General features: G+C 71.7%; 19 protein-coding genes. 11 read left to right on the top strand and 8 right to left on the bottom strand.

Features of this window, described 5'->3' with window-relative positions:
- Positions 1-301, bottom strand: a 301-nt coding sequence (locus tag ACFQSB_RS07205; RefSeq protein ID WP_380825070.1) for an endo-1,4-beta-xylanase, incomplete at its 3' end; no start/stop codon positions are given.
- A 390-nt stretch (positions 302-691) separates the two neighbouring features.
- On the opposite strand from ACFQSB_RS07205, the gene ACFQSB_RS07210 reads away from it, so the two are divergent.
- On the top strand, positions 692-1,153 hold the full coding sequence (locus ACFQSB_RS07210) for a GbsR/MarR family transcriptional regulator (protein WP_380825071.1): 462 nt from the start codon (positions 692-694) through the stop codon (positions 1,151-1,153).
- A gap of 38 nt (positions 1,154-1,191) precedes the next feature.
- Complete coding sequence (locus tag ACFQSB_RS07215) at positions 1,192-2,397, top strand: cytochrome P450 (RefSeq protein ID WP_380825073.1); 1,206 nt, start codon at positions 1,192-1,194, stop codon at positions 2,395-2,397.
- 111 nt (positions 2,398-2,508) lie between these two features.
- Here ACFQSB_RS07215 and ACFQSB_RS07220 read toward each other — a convergent pair whose 3' ends face one another.
- On the bottom strand, positions 2,509-2,871 hold the full coding sequence (locus ACFQSB_RS07220; RefSeq protein WP_380825076.1) for a YciI family protein: 363 nt from the start codon (positions 2,869-2,871) through the stop codon (positions 2,509-2,511).
- 317 nt (positions 2,872-3,188) lie between these two features.
- Here ACFQSB_RS07220 and ACFQSB_RS07225 point away from each other — a divergent pair, with 317 nt between their 5' ends.
- Complete coding sequence (locus ACFQSB_RS07225) at positions 3,189-3,869, top strand: polysaccharide deacetylase family protein (RefSeq protein ID WP_354853473.1); 681 nt, start codon at positions 3,189-3,191, stop codon at positions 3,867-3,869.
- Here the strand turns inward: ACFQSB_RS07225 and ACFQSB_RS07230 are convergent.
- Positions 3,848-4,951 carry an acyltransferase family protein gene (locus tag ACFQSB_RS07230; protein ID WP_380825078.1) on the bottom strand — a complete coding sequence of 368 codons (1,104 nt, stop codon included), beginning with the start codon at positions 4,949-4,951 and terminating at the stop codon, positions 3,848-3,850. The genes ACFQSB_RS07225 and ACFQSB_RS07230 overlap by 22 nt on opposite strands.
- A 300-nt stretch (positions 4,952-5,251) precedes the next feature.
- Here ACFQSB_RS07230 and ACFQSB_RS07235 point away from each other — a divergent pair, with 300 nt between their 5' ends.
- Together ACFQSB_RS07235 and ACFQSB_RS07240 are read left to right on the top strand one after the other, a co-directional pair.
- Entirely contained in the window at positions 5,252-6,109 is an 858-nt protein-coding gene (locus ACFQSB_RS07235) for an MEDS domain-containing protein (RefSeq protein WP_380825079.1), read from the top strand.
- Positions 6,106-7,164, top strand: coding sequence for an anti-sigma factor RsbA family regulatory protein (locus ACFQSB_RS07240; RefSeq protein WP_380825081.1), 1,059 nt, complete (start codon positions 6,106-6,108; stop codon positions 7,162-7,164). Before ACFQSB_RS07235 ends, ACFQSB_RS07240 begins: the two co-directional genes overlap by 4 nt.
- Here ACFQSB_RS07240 and ACFQSB_RS07245 read toward each other — a convergent pair.
- Positions 7,101-9,329: a molybdopterin-dependent oxidoreductase gene (locus ACFQSB_RS07245; protein WP_380825082.1), complete on the bottom strand. Its 2,229-nt coding sequence runs from the start codon at positions 9,327-9,329 to the stop codon at positions 7,101-7,103. The two genes, ACFQSB_RS07240 and ACFQSB_RS07245, sit on opposite strands and share 64 nt — an antisense overlap.
- Before the next feature lie 354 nt (positions 9,330-9,683).
- Here ACFQSB_RS07245 and ACFQSB_RS07250 point away from each other — a divergent pair, with 354 nt between their 5' ends.
- Positions 9,684-9,992: a hypothetical protein gene (locus ACFQSB_RS07250; protein WP_380825083.1), complete on the top strand. Its 309-nt coding sequence runs from the start codon at positions 9,684-9,686 to the stop codon at positions 9,990-9,992.
- A gap of 111 nt (positions 9,993-10,103) precedes the next feature.
- Here the strand turns inward: ACFQSB_RS07250 and ACFQSB_RS07255 are convergent, their stop codons facing one another.
- The 3 genes from ACFQSB_RS07255 to ACFQSB_RS07265 form a co-directional block, all read right to left on the bottom strand.
- The gene (locus tag ACFQSB_RS07255; RefSeq protein ID WP_380825085.1) at positions 10,104-10,805 is read right to left on the bottom strand and encodes an HNH endonuclease family protein; all 702 of its coding nucleotides are present in this window, start codon (positions 10,803-10,805) and stop codon (positions 10,104-10,106) included.
- A gap of 117 nt (positions 10,806-10,922) precedes the next feature.
- Positions 10,923-11,732 (bottom strand): polysaccharide deacetylase family protein, encoded by an 810-nt coding sequence (locus ACFQSB_RS07260; protein ID WP_380825086.1) that lies wholly within the window; start codon positions 11,730-11,732, stop codon positions 10,923-10,925.
- Positions 11,733-11,839: 107 nt separating this feature from the next.
- Positions 11,840-12,616 (bottom strand): CPBP family intramembrane glutamic endopeptidase, encoded by a 777-nt coding sequence (locus tag ACFQSB_RS07265; RefSeq protein WP_380825089.1) that lies wholly within the window; start codon positions 12,614-12,616, stop codon positions 11,840-11,842.
- Between the two features lie 297 nt (positions 12,617-12,913).
- On the opposite strand from ACFQSB_RS07265, the gene ACFQSB_RS07270 reads away from it, so the two are divergent.
- Complete coding sequence (locus tag ACFQSB_RS07270; RefSeq protein ID WP_380825090.1) at positions 12,914-13,705, top strand: glycosyltransferase family 2 protein; 792 nt, start codon at positions 12,914-12,916, stop codon at positions 13,703-13,705.
- Between the two features lie 78 nt (positions 13,706-13,783).
- On the opposite strand, the gene ACFQSB_RS07275 is transcribed toward ACFQSB_RS07270, so the two are convergent.
- A complete protein-coding gene (locus tag ACFQSB_RS07275; protein WP_380825091.1) occupies positions 13,784-14,560 on the bottom strand; it encodes a DUF2306 domain-containing protein in 777 nt (258 codons plus the stop codon).
- 137 nt (positions 14,561-14,697) lie between these two features.
- Here ACFQSB_RS07275 and ACFQSB_RS07280 point away from each other — a divergent pair, with 137 nt between their 5' ends.
- From ACFQSB_RS07280 to ACFQSB_RS07295, 4 genes are all read left to right on the top strand, one after another.
- Complete coding sequence (locus tag ACFQSB_RS07280; protein WP_380825093.1) at positions 14,698-15,474, top strand: TetR/AcrR family transcriptional regulator; 777 nt, start codon at positions 14,698-14,700, stop codon at positions 15,472-15,474.
- Between the two features lie 298 nt (positions 15,475-15,772).
- Positions 15,773-16,051, top strand: coding sequence for a hypothetical protein (locus tag ACFQSB_RS07285; protein WP_354853506.1), 279 nt, complete (start codon positions 15,773-15,775; stop codon positions 16,049-16,051).
- A gap of 133 nt (positions 16,052-16,184) precedes the next feature.
- Positions 16,185-18,035 (top strand): SpoIIE family protein phosphatase, encoded by a 1,851-nt coding sequence (locus ACFQSB_RS07290; RefSeq protein ID WP_380825095.1) that lies wholly within the window; start codon positions 16,185-16,187, stop codon positions 18,033-18,035.
- Positions 18,032-19,075, top strand: coding sequence for a cobalamin B12-binding domain-containing protein (locus ACFQSB_RS07295; RefSeq protein ID WP_380825097.1), 1,044 nt, complete (start codon positions 18,032-18,034; stop codon positions 19,073-19,075). Before ACFQSB_RS07290 ends, ACFQSB_RS07295 begins: the two co-directional genes overlap by 4 nt.
- The last annotated feature ends 181 nt before the right edge of the window (positions 19,076-19,256 follow it).

Below are 19,256 nucleotides of genomic sequence, written 5' to 3' on the forward strand. Positions count from 1 at the left end.
CACCGGCAGTGAAGTTGAACTGGTTCTGGTTGGGCTCGGTCGCGTCGATCTTCATCTCGTTCTCGGCCGTCACCATGTTGAACTCACGGTTCGCGATGGTCGTGTACGCCGAATCACCAAGCCGCCCTGAGGCGATGGCCGTACCGAAGTACCGCCCGCTCTGCGCGGCGGCCGCGCCGAGCGTGCTCGCCGCCGCACCGGCCGGCATGGTCGGTACCGTCACCGCGGCGACCACGCCGAGCAGGCCGGCGGCGGCGGCGATCAGAACCCGCGGCCGCCTGAAAGGCAGCGGCGGAAGCATCTCTCTAATGCCCATGACTGAGTGCTCCAGACTGAATCACGGAAATGCGGACACGCTGGGGTCACCCCGCGCGATCGACGCCGCGTCCCGTGATCAGGGAACGCACACCACTAGGGCGTCATGAATGGCGGTCCTCACCGCACACCACCACATGGCAGGAGGGGCCGCCTCGGAAACACAGTCTGGAAACCCTGCCGAAATGTGTCAAGTCGGCAAGAAAATTTCAGAGGTGCGCCGTCACCGCGGGAGACCTCCGAGATCGCCCGATGAGCCCGGCCGCCTCTCCGTGGACGCGAGGTCCGTCCTGTCCGTGCCGCTCTTCACGTCCGGAGCCGACCGACGTACACTTCGTCAAGTACGTAGTTGACGATCATTGCGGAGTTGGCGCGGGTGAAAGTTTCGGAGGCCGAGTTCGTCGATCGCATGGGACTGATCATGGAGCGGCTGGGCGGGACGCGCACGATGGGCCGCCTGTACGGGTGGCTCATGATCTGCGACCCGCCCGACCAGTCGCTCACCGGCCTGGCGGCGACGCTCGGGGTGAGCAAGACCGCGGTCAGCACGGTCGCCAGGCAGCTCGAGCTGAGCGGGATGGTGGAACGCGTCCCCACCTCCGCCCGCGAGCACCGCTACCGGATGGTCGGCGGCGGATGGGACCAGGTCATGCGGGTTCAGCTCGCCATCGTCAGGCAGAGCCTCGACACGCTCGACTTCGGGCTGTCCGTCATCGGTGACGACCGGCCCGGCCAGCGCGGCCGGCTGGAGGACACCCGGGAGTTCTTCGCCTTCATCCTGCAGGACTCGGACGGGATGTTCGAGCGCTGGAAGGAGTACCGCGAGAGGTCGTCCTGACCCACATCGGCAGAGGGATCCTCAACCAAGGAGAGGCGATGTCCGACATCGTCGAACGGTACGACATCCCCGAACGGCACTTCTGGCTGCACGGGCCCCGTTCGGGCCCGGCGGTCGAGTTCGACGCCGGCACCGGGCTGTGGAACGTCTACGGATACCCGGAGGCCCACGAGGTCCTCGGCGACCCGGCGACGTTCTCCTCCGACACCATGCGCGTCGTCCCCAAGGAGCTGCTGCCCAGCGAGGACGACTTCTCGCTGAACGGCTTCATCACCCAGATCGACCCGCCGGAGCACGGCAAACTGCGCAAGCTGGTCAGCAGCGCCTTCACCCGCAAGGTCGTGGCCGATCTCGAACCACGGATCGCCGCGCTCACCGGCGAGCTGATCGACGCGGCGCGCGAGCGCGAGCGGTTCGAGCTCGTGACCGACCTGGCCTACCCGCTGCCGGTCATCGTCATCGCCGAGCTGCTCGGGGTGCCGAGCAGCGATCGCGACCTGTTCAAACAGTGGGCCGACGCGCTGTTCCAGCGGGACGCCGAGATCTCGCTCAACCGGTCCGCCGAGGAGCGCAGCGCGGACCTCCAGGCCACGATGGGACCGTGGAAGGAGATGTCGGCCTACCTCGCCGCGCACGCCGCGGAACGCCGGCGGCGGCCGCGCGCCGACCTGCTCACCAGGCTGGTGGAGGCGGAGGTGGACGGCGAACGCCTGCCCGACGAGCAGGTGGTGAACTTCGCCATCGTGCTGCTGCTCGCCGGTCACATCACCACGACGATGCTGCTCGGCAACACGGTGCTGTGCCTGGACGCCTTCCCCGGCGAGCAGGATGCGGTACGCGCCGACCGTTCGGCGATCCCGGCCGTCATCGAGGAGTCCATCCGGTTCCTGACCCCGTTCGCCCTCCTCGGCCGCACCACCACCCGGGAGGCGCGGCTCGGAGATGCGACGATACCGGCCGACCAGATGGTCATGGTCTGGCTCGCGGCGGCCAACCGGGATCCGCGCCAGTTCCGCGACCCCGGCGTCTTCGCCCCCGGTCGCGAGCCCAACCCGCACCTCGGCTTCGGCCGCGGCATCCACTTCTGCCTGGGCGCGCCCCTGGCCCGGCTGGAGGGACAGGTCGCGCTGAACATCCTGCTCGACCGGTTCGACGTCCTTCGCACCGACCCGCAGGACCCCGTGCGGTTCATCCCCACGCCGTCTCTGACAGGAGTGCGCCGCCTCCCGCTCGTCCTGGGGTGAGGACGCGTGACCGACGCGTGGCGGGCGGGACCGTTCTTCGCCCGCCGCGTCTGATGGGCGCGGAGACGCCGGCGGGGGCCGGTCCCGATGGGGCCGGCCCCGCCGGTGTCGTCAGGCCGGGAAGTCCTCGGCCTCCGCGACCTGGCGCACCTCCACCTCGACGTCGTCGAAGAGGTCGGCGTACCGCTTGGCGTACTCGACGGCCTGCGCGCGGTCGTCGAAGTTGAGCAGCGCGAAGCCGCCGATGACCTCCTTGACCTCGGTGAACGGGCCGTCGATCGCGGTGATCCCCCCGCTGCGGGCCTTGCGGACCAGCGCGCCCCGCTCGGACGGGTGAACGCCCTCGGCCGTGATCAGGATGCCCTTCTCCATCGAGTCCTGGATGAACGCGCCCAGTTTCTCCATGAACTCCTGGCTGGGGTTCCAGGCCTCGGGGGCACGCTCGTCGAGCCGGTGCATCATCAGAAATCGCATTGTCGCTCCCTTGTCGTCTCGGGCTGGGTCCGGCGGATCCCGGACGCGTCGACCAGCCGTCACACACGCGTCGAACGCCTGCACGCCGTTTCGACACTCTCTTCGGGACAATTTTCGTCGGCGTCGTTCTCCCCAGGAACACCAGGTCAGAGAGTCGCGACCGCCGGTGGGTCCCCTTCGACGCGGTACGGGCGCACGAGCCCGCCGGGGACCGATCGCACGGAACCGTGCGTAGAGATCGCTACTAGTGCGCCGTTTCACTAAGATTCGGGGCCATGTGGCGGAAAGTCCGAGTACTTGTGGCAACAGTGTGTGCGATGGGCCTGCTGACCGTTCCGGCGGCGGCCGAGACGGGGAAGAAGGCGGACGAGCCGGCCAAGCCGTACTGCGCCCGGTACAAGTGCATCGCGCTGACCTTCGACGACGGGCCGTGGCCCTACACCCCCGAACTGCTCGACACGCTGAAGAAGCACAAGGCCAAGGCCACCTTCTTCCTGCTCGGCCGCAAGGTCGAGGGCCGGGCCGAGCTGGCCAGGCGCATCGTGGCGGAGGGCCACGAGGTGGGAAACCACACCTGGACCCACCCCGATCTCACCAAGCTGACCGATGACGAGATCATGCAGGAGGTCAACTCGACCTCCGAGGTGATCGAGCAGACGATCGGCGAGCGGCCGACGATGATGCGCCCGCCGAACGGCGCCACCGACTCCCGGGTCGGCCGCCTGATGGCCGAGCTGGAGCTGCCGCAGATCCTGTGGACGGGCTCCACGCTCGACTGGCAGGCGCGCGACACCAAGGTCATCACCGCGCGGACGCTGAAGCTGGCCAAGCGCAACGGCGTCATCCTGCTGCACGACATCGTCCCCCAGACCGTCAAGGCGATGCCGGCCGTGCTGACCACGCTGGAGAAGCAGGGCTACCACTTCGTGACGGTGACGGCGCTGCTGCAGGGACGCGAGCTCAAGGGCGGCGAGGTCTACCCCGCGCGGTCCGAGTAGCCGTCGTCGGCGCGGAGGGACCGGTTGAGCGCGGACCTCAGCCGGTCCTGCAGGGGCACCTCGACCAGCCGGTGCACGCCGTACGCGAGGACGAGCGCGGCGGCCAGCACCACGGGCAGGGTGAGCCACCTGCCCAGCGGCGCGTGCAGCCACCCGATGAGGAGATACCCGACGTGGTGGTGGAACAGGTACAGCGGGTAGGTGAGCGCGCCCAGCACGGTGAGCCAGCGCCAGTCGACCCCGTCGAAGGTGCCGAGCGCGACCAGGATCATCACCAGGAAGATCAGGGAGATCACGCCGACCACCAGGGCGGATCCGAGGTCCTGCCCGAACCGCTGGACGGCCGGCGGGTTCTCCCCCAGCACCTGCACGAGCGCGACCGCCCAGCCGGCGCCCACGAACAGCCAGGGGAACAGTGACCCGCCGAAGCGGTGGACGAGGTACAGGGCCATCCCCGCGATGAAGTACGGGGCGCTGAAGGGGACGAGGACGGCCTGGAGGAGGTCGGCGTCCACCCGCTCGGCGATGGCCAGGAGCACCAGCCAGCCGCCGAGGAAGGCCAGGCAGCGCCGGTAGGTGAAGCCGATCGCGGCGAACACCGCGATGAGCACGTAGAAGACCAGCTCCTGCCAGAGCGTCCAGTACACCAGCTCCAGATCGCGGATCCGCAGCCCGTGCTGGAGCATGGTGAGGTTGGCGATCAGCTCGCTCAGGGTCGGCCGGTGGTCGGTGGTGAGTCCCACGACCGCGAGCGCGCCGAGGATGATCACGCTGGCCCAGTACGCCGGGTAGAGCCGGGCGATCCGCGAGGAGGCGAACTCGCCGGGGGTGCGTCCCCACGCGCTCATCAGGATCACGAAGCCGCTGATCACGAAGAACATGCGGACCCCGTAGACCCCGAACATGGTCACCGCGCTCAGGGTGGGGAAGGCGTTCGGCGTCCCCCACGCCCGCGTGTGCCCGTAGTGGAAGAGCACCACCGCGAACGCCGCGCAGAAGCGCAGCAGATCGAGAACGCGCAGCCGTGGCCGGACGGAATGCACGACCGGTAGAGCGGCGACCTCGGGGGCCGGGAGCAGCATGGCCATGAATATAGCGATATAGATCGTCGAATCAGCCGTCCTCCTCCAGGTAGGCGGCCGATTCCCGGCAGCGGCGACCCGCCCCCGCCCGCCCCCGCTCGCCGCCGGGGACCCCGGGAGCGGCCGAGGCCACCGGGCCAACCAGGTGCGGGGTTATCACCTACGGCGGTCGATATGCGGCTGGTAGCCTGAATCGCGGCCCGGTGCAGTCGGGTTGACCGGCAGCGCGGCGGACGGCGGCCCGGTCCGGTGGTCAGCAGAACCGGAACGGGAAGGCGTCCACCAGAAATGAGGAGGCCGATGGATCCATCGGTTGTGGATCGGATACGTCCAGGCGACCACGTGTGCTGGACCTTCGACGACGAACACCAGCGGCTGGCCGCCGTAACGGGCTACGTGCAGGCCGGCGCCGACGCCAACCAGAAGATCATCTACCTCTCCGACGCGTCCCCGGACCTCCTGCTGCGCGAGCTGACGGACAACGGCGTGGACGCCTGGCGTCTGGTCCGCACCGGGCAACTGCAGATGGGCCACCCGCGGGACGACTACCTCACCAACGGCCTGTTCGACCCCATGGTGGTGCTCGACGACTGGCAGCGCGAGATCGCCGTGGCGCGCGGCGGCGGATACACGGCCCTGCGCATGATCGGCGACATGTCGTGGGCGAGAGCCGGTGTAGTGGGCGCCGACCCTCTCCACTGGTACGAGGCCCAGGTCAACCGCGTCTTCGCCGACGGCTACGCCATGGCCCTCTGCCTGTACGACCGGCGGCTGTTCGACCAGGTCAGCCTCCTGCGCGTCTCGGCCGCGCACCCGTCCCGCATGGAACCCGGCACCGACTGGAACTGGCGGCCCCTGCTGCGCATGGAACGCACCGGTGAGCCGCCGGGGCTGCGGCTGATCGGCGAGGCCGACGCCTCCAACCGTGACGCGCTGGCCGCCACCCTGGCCGACGTCATCGACGACATGTCCCGCCCGGACGCCACGGTGACCCTCGACGTGGCCGGGCTGCGGTTCGCCGACGCCGGCGCCGCCAGGCTGCTCATGGGCGCGGCCACCACCGCCCCGCCCGAAGTGCGCATCACCGGCTGCTCGGTGTCGCTGGTCAAGCTGATGCGGTTGCTGGGCGGCGATCCCTGCGCGGGTGCCGTCGCATGAACCAGTACGCACCGTCCACGCGGGCGGCCGGCCCGTTCGAGCACATCGGCCTGTTCTACCGGGACCCGGACCAGTACGCGTCCGGCTGCGCGGCGTTCGTCCGGCGCGCGCTGGCCTCCGGGGACCCTGCCCTGGTCGCCGTCCCCGGCGGCAACGGCGAGCTGGTCCGCGCGCGGCTCGGCGCCGACGGCGACGCCGTGACCTTCGCCGACATGGCCCTCGCGGGCCGCAATCCGGGGCGCATCATCCCCTCGGTCCTGCTGGCCTTCGCCGGCGCCCACCCCGGCCGTCGCGTGTGGATCATCGGGGAGCCCGTCTGGAAGGGCCGCAGCGCCGTCGAGTACCCGGCCTGCGTCGCGCACGAGGCGCTGATCAACGCCGCGTTCGCCGGCCGGGACGCCGCCATCCTGTGCCCGTACGACGCCTCGGCGCTCGACCCCTCGGCGCTGGCCGACGCCGAGCGCACCCACCCCACCCTGCAGGACACCGACGGGAGCCGGGCCAGCGCCGCCTACGGCGACCCGCTCGAGACGGCCGCGGCGTTCGACTGGCCGCTGCCCGCGCCGCCGGACGACGCCGAGCGGTACACCTTCACCGGCGTCGGCGCGCTGCCGGGCGTGCGTGACTTCCTCACCGTGCGGGCGATGGCGGAGGGCCTGGCCGGGGAGCGCGTCGTCGAGCTGCTGCTGGCGATGAACGAGCTGGCCACCAACACCACCGAGTACACGACCGGGCCCGCCACGTTGACGGTGTGGGCCGAGGACGGCGTGCTCGCCTGCCAGCTCGACGACACCGGGCACATCGCCGACCCGATGACCGGGCGCATCCCGCCGGCGGACGGCGCGACCCGCGGGCGCGGCGTGCTCATCGCCAACGAGCTGGCGGACCTGGTGCGCATCCACCACCGGCCCGCGGGCACCTCCGTGCGGTTGCACTTCCTGCTGTCCCCGCCCGGCGACCCCGCCGCGGCCGGAGCCGGTGGGGACCTCGCTCAGACGGCGGCGGTGGAGGACAGCGGGAACGACCCGGTCAGCGCCGGCTCCTCGGGCTCGTAGGGCGCGAGGGTCACCGGGACGCCGTTGAACACGGCGTTGCCCGACGGCACGTCCACCACCGACTCGTCCGTGAGGGCGTTGGCGTTGACCCCGGCGTGTTCGGCCGCGACGCGCTGGGTGCTGCCCGCGTGGCCCCATCCGTGCGGCAGGCTGACCACGCCCGGCATGATGGCGTCGTTCGGCTCGACCGGCACGACCAGCTCGCCGTTCGCCGACCGGATCACCGCCTGCCCGCCGATGCCGTACCGGGCGATGTCGGCCGGGTTGACGTGCAGGGTGCACTGGTTGCTCCCGCCGACCAGCGTGGGCACGTTGTGCAGCCAGCTGTTGTTGGAGCGCAGCTGCCGGCGTCCGATGAGCAGCAGTTCGGGGGCCGGCGCGGCGAGCCGCTCGCGCAGCCGTCCGGCCTCCTCGGCCAGCCGCGGCGCGGCCAGCTCCACCCGGCCCGACTCGGTGCACAGCAGCTCCGCCAGCCGGGGCGTGAGCGGCCCGAGGTCGATGCCGTGCGGGTTGTCCAGCAGGTCGGCGAGCGACAGTCCGTGCGTGCCGAGCTGGAGGAAGGCGTCCAGCAGCAGCTCGGGCCCGCTGTCGCCCCGCAGCGAGGCCCGCACCTCGGCGACGTCCCTGCCCTCGAAGGGAGAGCCCGGCGCCTGCGTGGCCCCGCCGAGAATCTGGTCCAGCATCATCTCGGTGAGCGCGGAGGGGTCGGCGTCGGCGCCCTGGCCGGAGGCGATGAGCGTGAGCCGGGACAGGATGTCGGCCTCGGACATCTGCTCGGGCGAAAGCGGCAGGATGGCCGGGGAGAACCGCGTGTAGTTGCGCACGGTGACCGACAGCAGCAGGAAGTCGTAGTGCGGCATCTGCAGGATGCGCGGCGGCGGCAGGATGACGTTCGCGTGCTTGGTGGTCTCGTTCAGGTAGGGATCGACGCAGACCACGAAGTCGAGGCCGGCCAGCGCGCGGTCCAGGCGGGGGCCGCCCGGCGCCGAGAGCACCAGGTTGCCGGCCACGGACACCAGAGCCCTGACCTGCCCCTCGCCCGGGGTCTCGATCTCGTCGGCGAGGGTGGCCACCGGCAGCTCGCCGAGCGACTCCGGCAGCCCGCGTACGCGGCTGTGCCAGCGCCCGGTGGTGTACGGCTCGCCGGTGCGGCCGAGGTCCATGGTGGCGGTGCGGGTGAACATGACGCCGCCGGGCCGGTCGAAGTTGCCGGTCAGGATGTTGATCACATCGACGAGCCACTGCGTCGCGGTGCCGAACTCGACCGTGGAGCCGCCGATGCGCGAGTAGACGGCGGCCGTGGGCGCCGCCGCCAGCTCGCGGGCGATGCGGGCGATGTCCGCGGCGGCCACGCCGCACACCGGCGAGACGATGTCGGGGGTGAAGTCCTCCGACAGCCGCCGCAGGTCGTCCAGCCCCGCGACGTCGAGGCCGATCGTCGTGAGGTCCTCGGCGAGCAGGGTGTGGACGATGCCGAACAGCAGGAACGCGTCGGTGCCCGGGCGGATGAACAGGTGCTCGTCGGCGACGGCGGCGGTGCGGGTGCGGCGCGGGTCGACGACCACGAGCCGGCCGCCGCGCCCGCGCAGCGCCTTGAGGCGGCTCGGGAAGTCGGGGGCGCTGCACAGCGACCCGTTGGACTCCACCGGGTTGGCGCCGAGCACGAGGAAGTAGTCGGTGCGGTCGACGTCGGGCACCGAGATGGCGAGCGGGTCGCCGAACAGGTAGCCGCAGGCGACGTGCTTGGGCATCTGGTCGATCGTGCTGGCGGAGTAGACGTTGCGCGTGCCGAGGGCCTGGCCCAGCGCCCCCCGGTACAGGATGCCGCCCATGGTGTGGAAGGTCGGGTTGCCGAGGTAGAGGGCCACGGCGTCGCGGCCGTGCCGGTCGATGACGCCCTTGAGCCCCTGCTCGACGGTCTCGAAGGCCTCCTGCCAGCTGACCTCGTGCCATTCGTCGTCCTGCTTGCGCACGAGGGGGACGCGCAGGCGGTCGGGGTCCTGGTCGAGGTGGCCGAGGCTCGCGCCCTTCGGGCAGATGAAGCCCTTGGAGAACGGGTCGTCCGGGTCGCCCTTGACCGACGTGACGCGTCCGGTGTCGTCGAGCGTGAGCCGCAGGCCGCAGACGGCGTCGCATAGGGGACAGGTCCGGTGCGCGGTTCTCATCGGCACTCCCTGAGATCGTCGATTGGACCCATGATGAGCAGGCGCGGGAGATGGGGGGAACCCCAGCAAACGGTGGGATAGGGGTCGATACGGGTGGGTAGTCACGGGCCTGACTCCGGAGCACACACACCTTTACGAGCGGGTTCACGGCCATAAACGGCTTTTCTCACGTACGGTGGGTCCCGGGGGTTTTCACGGCGACATAGCGGGCAGTCCGGTCTGGTTCGAGCCGGCCGATCGACCGTCCGTAAAGGGAGAGCCTCACCCGTCGAGGAAGCTCGCGGGCAGTGTGCTCCGTCAGATGGTGACCGTCCCGGCTGTCGATGACGGGTGAAACCACGGAAGAGGGTCGTGATGGCGAACGAGGTCACCGACGGCAAGGCCGTCGCACGCGAACTGGCGGCACGGCTGCCCGGATGGACGGTGTGGTACGGGGAGCACACCGGGCGCTTCTGGGCCACGCCCAAGGGCGCCGCGAAGGCGGACCCGCGGCTCGCCGAGGGCGAGACCCCCGAGGAGCTCGAGGCCGCCGTGCGCGGGCTCGTCGCCGGCCCTCAGGCTCCGGTCGCGCCCGCGCCGCAGGAGCCGCAGGTGAACCAGCACGTGAACCAGGCGCCGATGGCGCCCGAGCAGTACCGCCACCCGGTCGGCGCGAGGAACTGACCGGGCCGCCGACCGGCGGAGGCGACCGACCGGCCACCGGCCGCGGCTGCGGGCCGAGGGGGGAACGGGCCGGGGTCGCAGGCCGGGCGAGGGGAACCGACCGGCCGCGGGTCAGCGGCACTGGGCGAGCATGGCGGACTTGTCGGACCTGGTGACCGGCAGGTCGTACTTCACCGCGACCTGCGCGAAACGGGTCACGTACGCGCAGCGCACCTTCCGTACGGGGGGCAGCCAGGACGCCGGCCCCGCGCCGCCCTTGTCCTCGTTGGCCGGGCCGTAGACCGGGATCAGGTTGAGCGGGTCGTTGGCGATGCGCACCCGCTTGGCCATGCTCCATCGGGAGGCGCCCATGCGCCACTCGTACGACAGCGGCACCACGTGGTCGACCTGCACACGGTCGGCGTCGCGCTTGCGCCACCGGATCGTCCTGCCGGTGTAGGGGTCGCGCAGCTTCATCGCCACCACCACGCAGGGGGACCCGCGGCGGTAGGCCACCTCCTCGCCGTCCCGGGCGAGCAGATCGTCGCGGGTGCGGCAGCCGTTGCGCGCGTACGGCACGCCCCGCGCGGTGTCCGCCCAGTTCTCGCCGAACCGGATGCGCGTGTACCCGCGCTTGGACCCCTGGCGGCCGACCCGCACCCGCCGGATCAGGTCGACGGCCGCCGCCCGGTCCATGCGCGAGGTGATGGCGACCAGGCCCGGCCTGGTGCCGTCCGGGTTCTCCAGCGGGCCGGCGCGCTCGGTGACGCGCGTCGTGTCCTTCGTCGCGGCGTGACCGGCGAGAGAGACGAGCACGATGGCGACTCCGGCCACGGCGACCACCCCGCGCGTGCTCAGTGCCGCCTCCCGGGCCGGACGGGTGAAGACTCGTCGAGCTGTCTATCCCCATAAATCCGGTGATCGACACCGCCATGTCCCGGCCGGACAGGGTCAGAGGGCCACGAACGCCATGCCGCGGTGCTTGAGGCGGGGGATGACCGTGCGCAGTGCCTTGAGCGTCTCGGAACGGTCGCCGCCCCCGTCGTGGCACAGCAGGATGGCGCCCGGCCGGCAGGCGAGCATGCTCTGGGCGATGCGCCGGGTGCCCGGCCTGGACCAGTCGCGCGGGTCGACGTCCCAGTCGATCGGGATCATGCCGTGGTCGCCGGCGGCGCGCACCACCTGCCGCGACCACGATCCGCCCGGTGAGCGGAAGAACCTCGGGTGGACGCCGGTGGCGTCGGAGATGCGCCGCTGCGCCTCGGTGATCTCGGCCTTGACGCGCCCGGCGGACAGGCGGTTGAACGGGATGGGATGGTGCATCGTGTGGTTGCAGAGCTGGTGCCCGGCCTGGACGATGCGCTCGGCCAGCCGCGGGTAGCGCTGCACCTGCAGGCCGATGAGCGAGAACGTCGCGCTGACCTCGTGCTCGGCGAGCAGGTCGAGCATGCGGGGCGTCCACTCGGGGTGCGGACCGTCGTCGATCGTGAGCGCGATGGCGTTGCGCGGCGCGGCCGGCGCCAGGTCGTGCAGGCTGCGCACGGGCTGGTGGCGGGCCTTCAGCGCGTGCGCCGTCCACCCGGCGGGCGGCGGCGCGACCCGCGGGTGCGCCTTGCGCCGCCCGTGCCGGGCCGGAGCGGCCCCCGGCGCGCGTGAGGACGACCGCACGGCGTCGCCGGCCAGCGAACCCAGCGAACCCGCCAGTGCAAGGGCTCCGAGGGCCCACAGCGCGCGGCGACGGCCGGCCTCGCTTTGATCCACGAGGTCACGGTACCCACTCCGGTGCGAAAGGCGCCGGACCGACAGGAATGAACTCCGGCGACTTGTGAAAGTCACCTCCCATCAGACGGTCGCCCGTGCCCGTGGTGTCACGGCAGCCAGCTCACCCGGCCGCGGAGCAGGCCGTACCCGACGAAGGCCACCGCGTCGATGAGCGTGTGCGCGACGACCAGCGGCATGGCCCGGCCCCACCGCTGGTAGAGACGGCCGAACAGCAGGCCCATGGCGACGTTGCCCACGAAGCCGCCGAACCCCTGGTACAGGTGGTAGGAGCCCCGCAGCGTCGCCGACAGGCGGACCGCGCGCCAGGGCCGCCAGCCCAGCGCGTCCAGGCGGTGCAGCAGGTAGCCGCTGACGATGACCTCTTCGAGCACGCCGTTCTGCGCGGCGGCGAGCAGCAGGACCGGCACCCGCCACCAGACGTCGGGGAGCCGGTCGGGCACGACGTCCAGGTTGATGCCCGACCGCAGTGCCAGCAGGTAGAACGCCAGCCCGGTGCCGCCCACCACGGCCGCGAGCAGCGCGCCGCGCAGCAGGTCGCGTCCCGGCTCGCGCAGGTCGGCTCCGATGGTGCGCGCCGACTCCCCGGACCGCACCAGCAGGTAGGCGACCAGGGCGACGGGGGCCAGGGCGATCGCGATGTCGGCCAGTTGCAGCGACAGATCGAGCCAGGGGCGGCCGGGCGCCCTCGTGCCGACGAGCACCGCGTGCTGCGCCTTCAGCTCCGCGGGGACGGTGAGCGAGCCGATCAGCGAGATCAGGGAGCGCAGGGCGCTCGCGCCGAGCGAGACGGCGAAGACGACGATGAGCTCGGCCCGGACCAGCCGCGGAGTGAGGCCGGTCTTCCCCGTACTGACATCCTGCACGCGCGTAGCCTCCCACGCGTGGCGTCAGGCGAGCGTGAGCGGTTCGGCCGTCCTGACCGGCGCCCGGGAGAAGGCACCGTGAACCAGGTATCCCGGGACGTGGCCGGCCTGAACCGGCGGTCACGGATCAAGGCACATGTCCGATATAGCCGCCCTAATCCCCCGACCGAAACCCGGCGCGGCAGTCAAGCCCCTCTGCCGGACGTACCGCCTCTGACCAGTCCGGAAGCGTCGATGACCATGGGTTTGCAAGGGGTTGTCAAGTCACCTGCAGGCGGGCTGGTCCAATATGTGCCCATGACGACGTACGGGATCATCGCGCCCCAGGGCAAGTACACCGCCGTCAGCGACGACCTGGCCATCGGAGCGACGGTCAGCGTGGTGGTTCCGGCCATGAACGAGGCGGAGAACCTGCCGCACGTGTTCGCCACCCTGCCACGCTGGATCGACGAGGTCATCCTCGTGGACGGCAGGTCGACCGACGACACCGTGGCCGTCGCGCGTGCCCTGCGCCCCGAACTGCGCGTCGTCCCGCAGACCGGGCGCGGCAAGGGCAACGCCCTCATCGAGGGCTTCGCGGCGGCGACCGGCGACATCATCGTCATGATCGACGCCGACGGCTCGACCGACGGACGCGAGATCATCCGCTTCGTCTCCGCCCTGGTCGCGGGGGCGGACTTCGCCAAGGGGTCGCGCTTCACCTCGGGCGCGGGATCCGACGACATCAGCGTCACCCGCTCGCTCGGCAACACGGTGCTGACCACGCTGACCAACTGGCTGTACGGCACCCGCTACACCGACCTGTGCTACGGCTACAACGCCTTCTGGTCGCGCCACCTGGACGCTCTCGCCCTTGACTGCGACGGCTTCGAGATCGAGACGCTGATGAACGTCCGGGCGGCCAAGTCCGGGCTCGCCGTGCAGGAGATCCCGAGCCACGAGCGCTGCCGCATCCACGGCACGAGCAACCTGCACGCCGTGCGCGACGGCTGGCGGGTGCTCAAGACCATCCTGCGCGAGCGCGGCCGTCCCCTGCCCGCACGACGCCGCGCCACCGTCGCCCCGGTCTCGGAGCACGTCGCCGCCTGAGGCGGTCACTGGTACGCGCCGCTTGAGACGGTCACTCGTACGCGCCGCCTGACATGGTCGCTCGTACAGGCGGAGCGGTCACTCGTACGCGCCGTGCACAGCGGCCGGGCGGGCGGCGCGGGAGCGCGCCCGCGCGCGGCGCTTGGCCGCCTCGCCGCGCTCCAGCCACCACTCGACGACCAGCAGCGGCACCGTCCACCCGAGCCAGCCGCCGAGGCCGGCCAGCGTCCAGGTGAACATGGTGACGTCCCCCTTGAAGGTGGTCTCGAACTGCGGCGTCAGCACGATGGCGACGATGACGCCCCAGACGCGGTTGGTGATGATCGAATAGGTCAGGGCGAAGCTGCGCAGCATCCAGCGCCGGTGGTCGACGAACCGCCGCTGCCGCGCCATCCGGTAGCCCGCGACGGTGAACGACAGCCACAGCAGCGCCAGCATCACGTTGCTGACCGCGATGACCGGCCCGAACGGGGTGCCCGCCCCGATGACCAGGCCGGCCAGGCCGGCCGGGAGCACACCGCCGAAGACGTAGACCCTGCCGACGTACCGGTGCGCCACCGGGTACCGCTGCCGGAACCACGGCCACACCTGCAGGAAACAGGTCAGCATCGCGACCGAGGCGAACATGACGTGCGCCACCAGCAGGGGATAGTGCGCCGAGAAGCCCGCCGGCTGCGGCACCCGGGACAGGGCCGGGTCACCGGTGAGGTACCGCGGCAGCGAGTAGACCAGGAACACCACGGCGATGAAGCCGAGCGGAGCCATCCACGGCCGCTGCCACCAGCGGCGGGACGGAACGGAGCCGGCCGAGGGACCGGAGGGCGGGGAGGACGGGCTCTCGGTGGTCATGACCATGACGGCTCCTCATCGGAAGGGCGGTTGGGTGCGTATGACATACGCTAAGCGTATCTGATACGCAGAGCGTGGGAAATACGCTGAGCGTATGTCATACACATCGCGTATGCCCTACGCAGAACGGTAGGATGGCGCCGATGAGCGAGAAGACCGGCGGAGAGCTGCCCCGCACACTGGAAGTCCTGTGGGGTCGTTCCGAACGCCGCGCGCGGGGCCCGGCGCAGGCGCTGAGCCTCGACCGCATCGTCACCACCGCGATCGCCATCGCCGACACCGAGGGCCTCGCGGCGCTGTCCATGGCCCGCCTGGCGGAGCGGCTCGGGTGCGCCACCATGTCGCTGTACCGGCACGTCGCCAACAAGCACGAGCTGTGGACGTTCATGCTGGACGCCGCACCCGGGCCGGCGCCCGACATCTCGCCCACGCCGGCCGACTGGCGCGCCGAGCTGCGCCGATGGGCGGTGGAGCTGACCGGCGTCTACCGCAGGCACCCGTGGATCCTGCAGGTGACCACCGCGGGGGCACCGCCGCTCGACCCGGGGCAGCTGGCCTGGCTGGACGCCGGGCTGCGCGCCCTCGGCGGCACCGCGCTGCGGCCGCGCGAGAAGATGTCGGTGCTGCTGCTGGTCCTGCACTACGTGCGCGGAGACACGCAGCTGTCCACGAGCGACCCCGGCACCGCGCCCGGCCAGGACGAACCCGCGGCGCCGTCGTACGGCGAGCTGCTCGCCCGCCTCATCGACGAACGCTTCCCCGCCCTGGCCGAAGCCCTCCACGACGGCGTCTTCGACGAATACGACACCGAGGGGCCCGTGGAGGACCCCGCCTCCCACTTCGGGTTCGGGCTCGACCGCATCCTCGACGGCGTCGAGAAACTGGTCCGCGAACGCGGCCCCCATCCGGCGGCAAGCTAGCGGCCCCCGATCTCACCGTTCTCACTGACCGCGAAGGCTTCCAAGCCCTGAACCACACCGCGGCGGCATCTCGGGGGGAGCGGTGCGCCACACCTGTCGCGAGGGCAGGAATCCCGCTCGGCCCGGCAAAGGGACCGGATGTAATCGAACACGATTTCGAAGAGTTGCCCACTGTGCGCGGCTCGCGTTGCGGGCGGGCGAGCCGGTTGATATTGCTTGCGCTAGCGAGCCCCTCCGAAGGGATTCAAAGATCCTTTGGTGGGAGGTGGGCCACGTGGTCAGATCGAGACGACCCAGAGTGGCACGGAGGCTGGAGGACGCCTCCACGGTGGTCAGCGCCGCCAGCGGCCTGCTCGGGCAGACGTCGAGCCTGCTCGGGCACATGGCCTGCCTGCTGCGGCAGCTTGTGATGATCGTCGGATGGCTGGTGCTGCTCGTGGGCTCCGTCCGGCTGCTGCTGCGCCCGCCGTCGTCGCTCGCGCCCGAACACTTCCTGACCCCCGGCGCCGGCGCGGCGGCGGTCGTCCAAGGGCTGGTCAGGATCCCCCCGCAGTGGTGGAAATCGCGGCGCCCCTAGCCCCATTCCAGGTATTCCCGAGGGCTACGACGGCACCTGTGATCGCCGGACCGCTATGCGCGATCGGCACGGGCAGGCTTTACCGGATAAGTCGGTAGGTAGGCTGGTTGCACCCAATGTGGAAGGCCTCGTGATGTCACGAGCACGACCGACCGGTGACATCTCCGGCGCCACCAGCGAACTTCCCGCCCATCACCGCACCGACCTCCTGCCGGCACCGGCCATGACTCCGGACGCCACGCTGATGCGTGCCCTCCTGGAGGCCTCGGGCGAGGGCGTCGTGCTCTGCGACGCGGACGGGCGCGTTCTGCTGGCCAACGCCGCCGCCGTCCGCATCGTCCCGGACGCGATACCCGGCCTCCCCACATCCTCCGCCGCCACCGCCGCATGCCCCTTCGACCCGGCCACGCCCATCGGCGTGAGCCGTCTCACCGTCCACGGCGGGCGCACGGTCCGGGTGCGCCGAGAGATGGTCGGCCCGGCCCATCAGGCGTGGTTCCTGTCGGAGGTCGCCGGAGAGGTCCCGGCCGGCGCCCGCCCGCTCTCACCCGCGAACGAGCGCGCGGAGTTCCGTCCGGTCTCGCACGCGCACGAGCGCGCGGAGTTCCTCGTCGAGGCGGGCCACCGGCTGTCCGGCTCGCTCAACACGCGCCGCTGCGCCCGCGCCACGGCCGAGCTCGCCGCGTCGTTCCTCGCCGACGCCGCCACGGTGCTGCTTCTCCCCGACCATCGCCGGTCCCACTCCTGGCTGCGCGCCACGGCGTGGGGATCCACCGTGCGGGAGGGCGAGGTACGGTCCGTCGCCGAGCTGCCGGAGCTGACCGACGCGCTGTACGGGTACGCGGCCATGCCCCACCTCCGGATCGACGCGGCCCGGGCGCCCGGGTGGCTGCTGCCCGAGGGTTTCGGCCGGGCGGGACACTTGCTGATGACCCCGCTGCCCGGCAACGGCACGGCCGCCGGCGTCCTGGTCCTCGCCCGCCGCGAGGGCGCTCCGCCCTTCGACGCGGCGGCCGAGAGCCTGGTGCGCGCGTTCGCCGTCCGCGCCGGCGCCGCCCTCGCCTCCGCCCTGCTGTACCAGGAGCAGAGCGCCACCAACGCGATCCTCACCGAGGACCTGCTGCCGCCGGAGCTGCCCGTTCTCGACGAGGCCGAGCTCGCCGGATCGCTGCGCCCCTCGCAGCAGACGGAGCTGATCGGCGGCGACTTCTACGACGTATGCCGCCCAAGCCCCGGCCGACCCGGCGTCCCCCACGACAAGCGCCGCCCCGGCGCCCCATACGGCCTGGACAGGTCCGGCATGCCCCAGAGCGTGGACCGGCAGGACGCCCCCTACGCCGTCCGGCTGGATGTCCCAGCTCGCGTGGGTATGGGAGAGGACGCGCCGCTGGTCGTCCTGGGGGACGTCTGCGGGAAGGGCGCCCGCGCCGCCGTGCTGGCCGGGCGGATCCGTCACTGCCTGCGCACGCTCCTGCTGGTGGAGAACCGGCCGGAACGGCTGATCGCGCTGATCAACCAGACCCTGCTGGCCACTCCGGCGTCCGACGCCTACGCCACGCTCGTGCTGGCCCGGCTGCGCCCCGGCCGCGCGGGACGCCTGCTGATCGACGTGGCCGTGGCCGGACACCCGGAACCGCTGATCCTGCGGGCCGACGGCAGCGTGGAGGAGGTCAGCGCCTCGGGCTCCATGCTCGGCATCGACGACCACCTCGACCTCCGCCCGGTCACCGTCGAACTGGCCCCGGGCGAGCTGTGCCTGCTCTACACCGACGGCATCACCGAGGCGTCCGGCGGCCCCGCCGGCACCGAGCTGTACGGGACGAACCGGCTGAAGGAGGCCCTCGCCACGTGCGCCGGCATGCCCATCTCGGCCGTCGTGCAACGACTCGAAGAGGTCACCACCGCCTGGACGTCCCACGGCGACAAGGACGACCGCGCCCTGCTCGCCATCCGCGCCCGCCCCCTCCCCGAAAGGCACAGATGACCGACCTCGCCCTGGTCACCGACCTCAGCACAGCCGTCGAGCGTTATCTGAAGCACATCGGCGAGGCGGACGAGTACGGCGCCGTCGACCTGGTGCTGGCGCTGCTGGACGACGGCGTGCCCGCCGAACGGGTGCTCCTGGAGCTCATCGCTCCCGCGCAGCGCCGGGTGGGCGAGCTGTGGGCGGCGGACCAGTGGTCGGTGGCCCGCGAGCACGCGGCCACGGCCGTCACCGAGCGGGCCGTCGCCGCCATCGCCACCCGCGTGCGCCCCACGCCCCGGTTCGGCCGGGTCGCCGTCGCCTGCGCCGACGGCGAGTACCACCAGCTCGCCACCCGGCTGCTGGCCGAGGTGCTGCGGCTGCGCGGCTGGCGGGTGGACTTCCTCGGCGCGAGCGTCCCCGCGCCCCACCTGGTCACCCACCTGCACCAGACCGGCCCGGACGCGGTGGCGGTGAGCTGCACGCTGACCACACGGCTGCCCCGGGCGCACGCGACCATCACCGCCTGCCAGGCAGCCGGCGTCCCGGTCCTCGCGGGCGGAGCGGGTTTCGGGGCGGACGGACGTTTCGCCAGTGCGCTCGGCGCGGACGGCTGGGCCCCGACGGCGGACGCCGCCGCCGACCTGCTGGAGGCCGGGCTGCTGCCGTCCTTCCCCGCCGCGTCCCCCGGCGGCCCGCCGCGACCGCCCTCCCCCGACTACGCCCGGCTCGTGGCGGGCCGGGCCGACCTGATCGCCCGCACGATGCGCGCGCTCACCGAGGCCCATCCGCCGATGGCCTCCTACGACGAGCGGCAGCGGGAGGCCACCGCCGACGATCTCGGCCACCTCACCGACTTCCTCGCCGCCGCGCTGTACGTGGACGACGTCCCGCTGTTCACCGACTTCGTCGCCTGGACCCGGGACATCCTCAAAGCGCGCGGCGTGCCCCCGGCGGCACTCGCCCTCGGCCTGCGCCTGATGCGCGACCAACTCCACGACCTCCCCCGGACACACCCCCTCCTCACCGCCGGCATCCACACCGCCCAAAGCCCAAGCTGACCTCCCGCCAGAAGTCCATCCCGCCCTTCTCGGCGCCGTCGGCGAAGGCGTCCCCCACGCTCGCGGTCGCGACCGTTGGACGCGCCCCTTATGGCCCGCGCGACCGGATCACGCATCGCACTCGACGACGGCAGAGACGCCCCGCCGTTACCGCAATGGGCCGAGCCATAGATGCCGTGGA

Source organism: Sphaerisporangium rhizosphaerae, assembly GCF_042665155.1.
Classification (GTDB): domain Bacteria; phylum Actinomycetota; class Actinomycetes; order Streptosporangiales; family Streptosporangiaceae; genus Sphaerisporangium; species Sphaerisporangium rhizosphaerae.

Bases quoted from the DNA above. Each gene is read 5' to 3' on its own strand.
- ACFQSB_RS07215 (WP_380825073.1), top strand. From the start codon at position 1,192: ATGTCCGACATCGTCGAACGGTACGACATCCCCGAACGGCACTTCTGG.
- ACFQSB_RS07220 (WP_380825076.1), bottom strand. From the start codon at position 2,871: ATGCGATTTCTGATGATGCACCGGCTCGACGAGCGTGCCCCCGAGGCC.
- ACFQSB_RS07225 (WP_354853473.1), top strand. From the start codon at position 3,189: ATGGGCCTGCTGACCGTTCCGGCGGCGGCCGAGACGGGGAAGAAGGCG.
- ACFQSB_RS07230 (WP_380825078.1), bottom strand. From the start codon at position 4,951: ATGCTGCTCCCGGCCCCCGAGGTCGCCGCTCTACCGGTCGTGCATTCC.
- ACFQSB_RS07235 (WP_380825079.1), top strand. From the start codon at position 5,252: ATGGATCCATCGGTTGTGGATCGGATACGTCCAGGCGACCACGTGTGC.
- ACFQSB_RS07240 (WP_380825081.1), top strand. From the start codon at position 6,106: ATGAACCAGTACGCACCGTCCACGCGGGCGGCCGGCCCGTTCGAGCAC.
- ACFQSB_RS07245 (WP_380825082.1), bottom strand. From the start codon at position 9,329: ATGAGAACCGCGCACCGGACCTGTCCCCTATGCGACGCCGTCTGCGGC.
- ACFQSB_RS07250 (WP_380825083.1), top strand. From the start codon at position 9,684: ATGGCGAACGAGGTCACCGACGGCAAGGCCGTCGCACGCGAACTGGCG.
- ACFQSB_RS07270 (WP_380825090.1), top strand. From the start codon at position 12,914: ATGACGACGTACGGGATCATCGCGCCCCAGGGCAAGTACACCGCCGTC.
- ACFQSB_RS07275 (WP_380825091.1), bottom strand. From the start codon at position 14,560: ATGGTCATGACCACCGAGAGCCCGTCCTCCCCGCCCTCCGGTCCCTCG.
- ACFQSB_RS07280 (WP_380825093.1), top strand. From the start codon at position 14,698: ATGAGCGAGAAGACCGGCGGAGAGCTGCCCCGCACACTGGAAGTCCTG.
- ACFQSB_RS07290 (WP_380825095.1), top strand. From the start codon at position 16,185: ATGTCACGAGCACGACCGACCGGTGACATCTCCGGCGCCACCAGCGAA.
- ACFQSB_RS07295 (WP_380825097.1), top strand. From the start codon at position 18,032: ATGACCGACCTCGCCCTGGTCACCGACCTCAGCACAGCCGTCGAGCGT.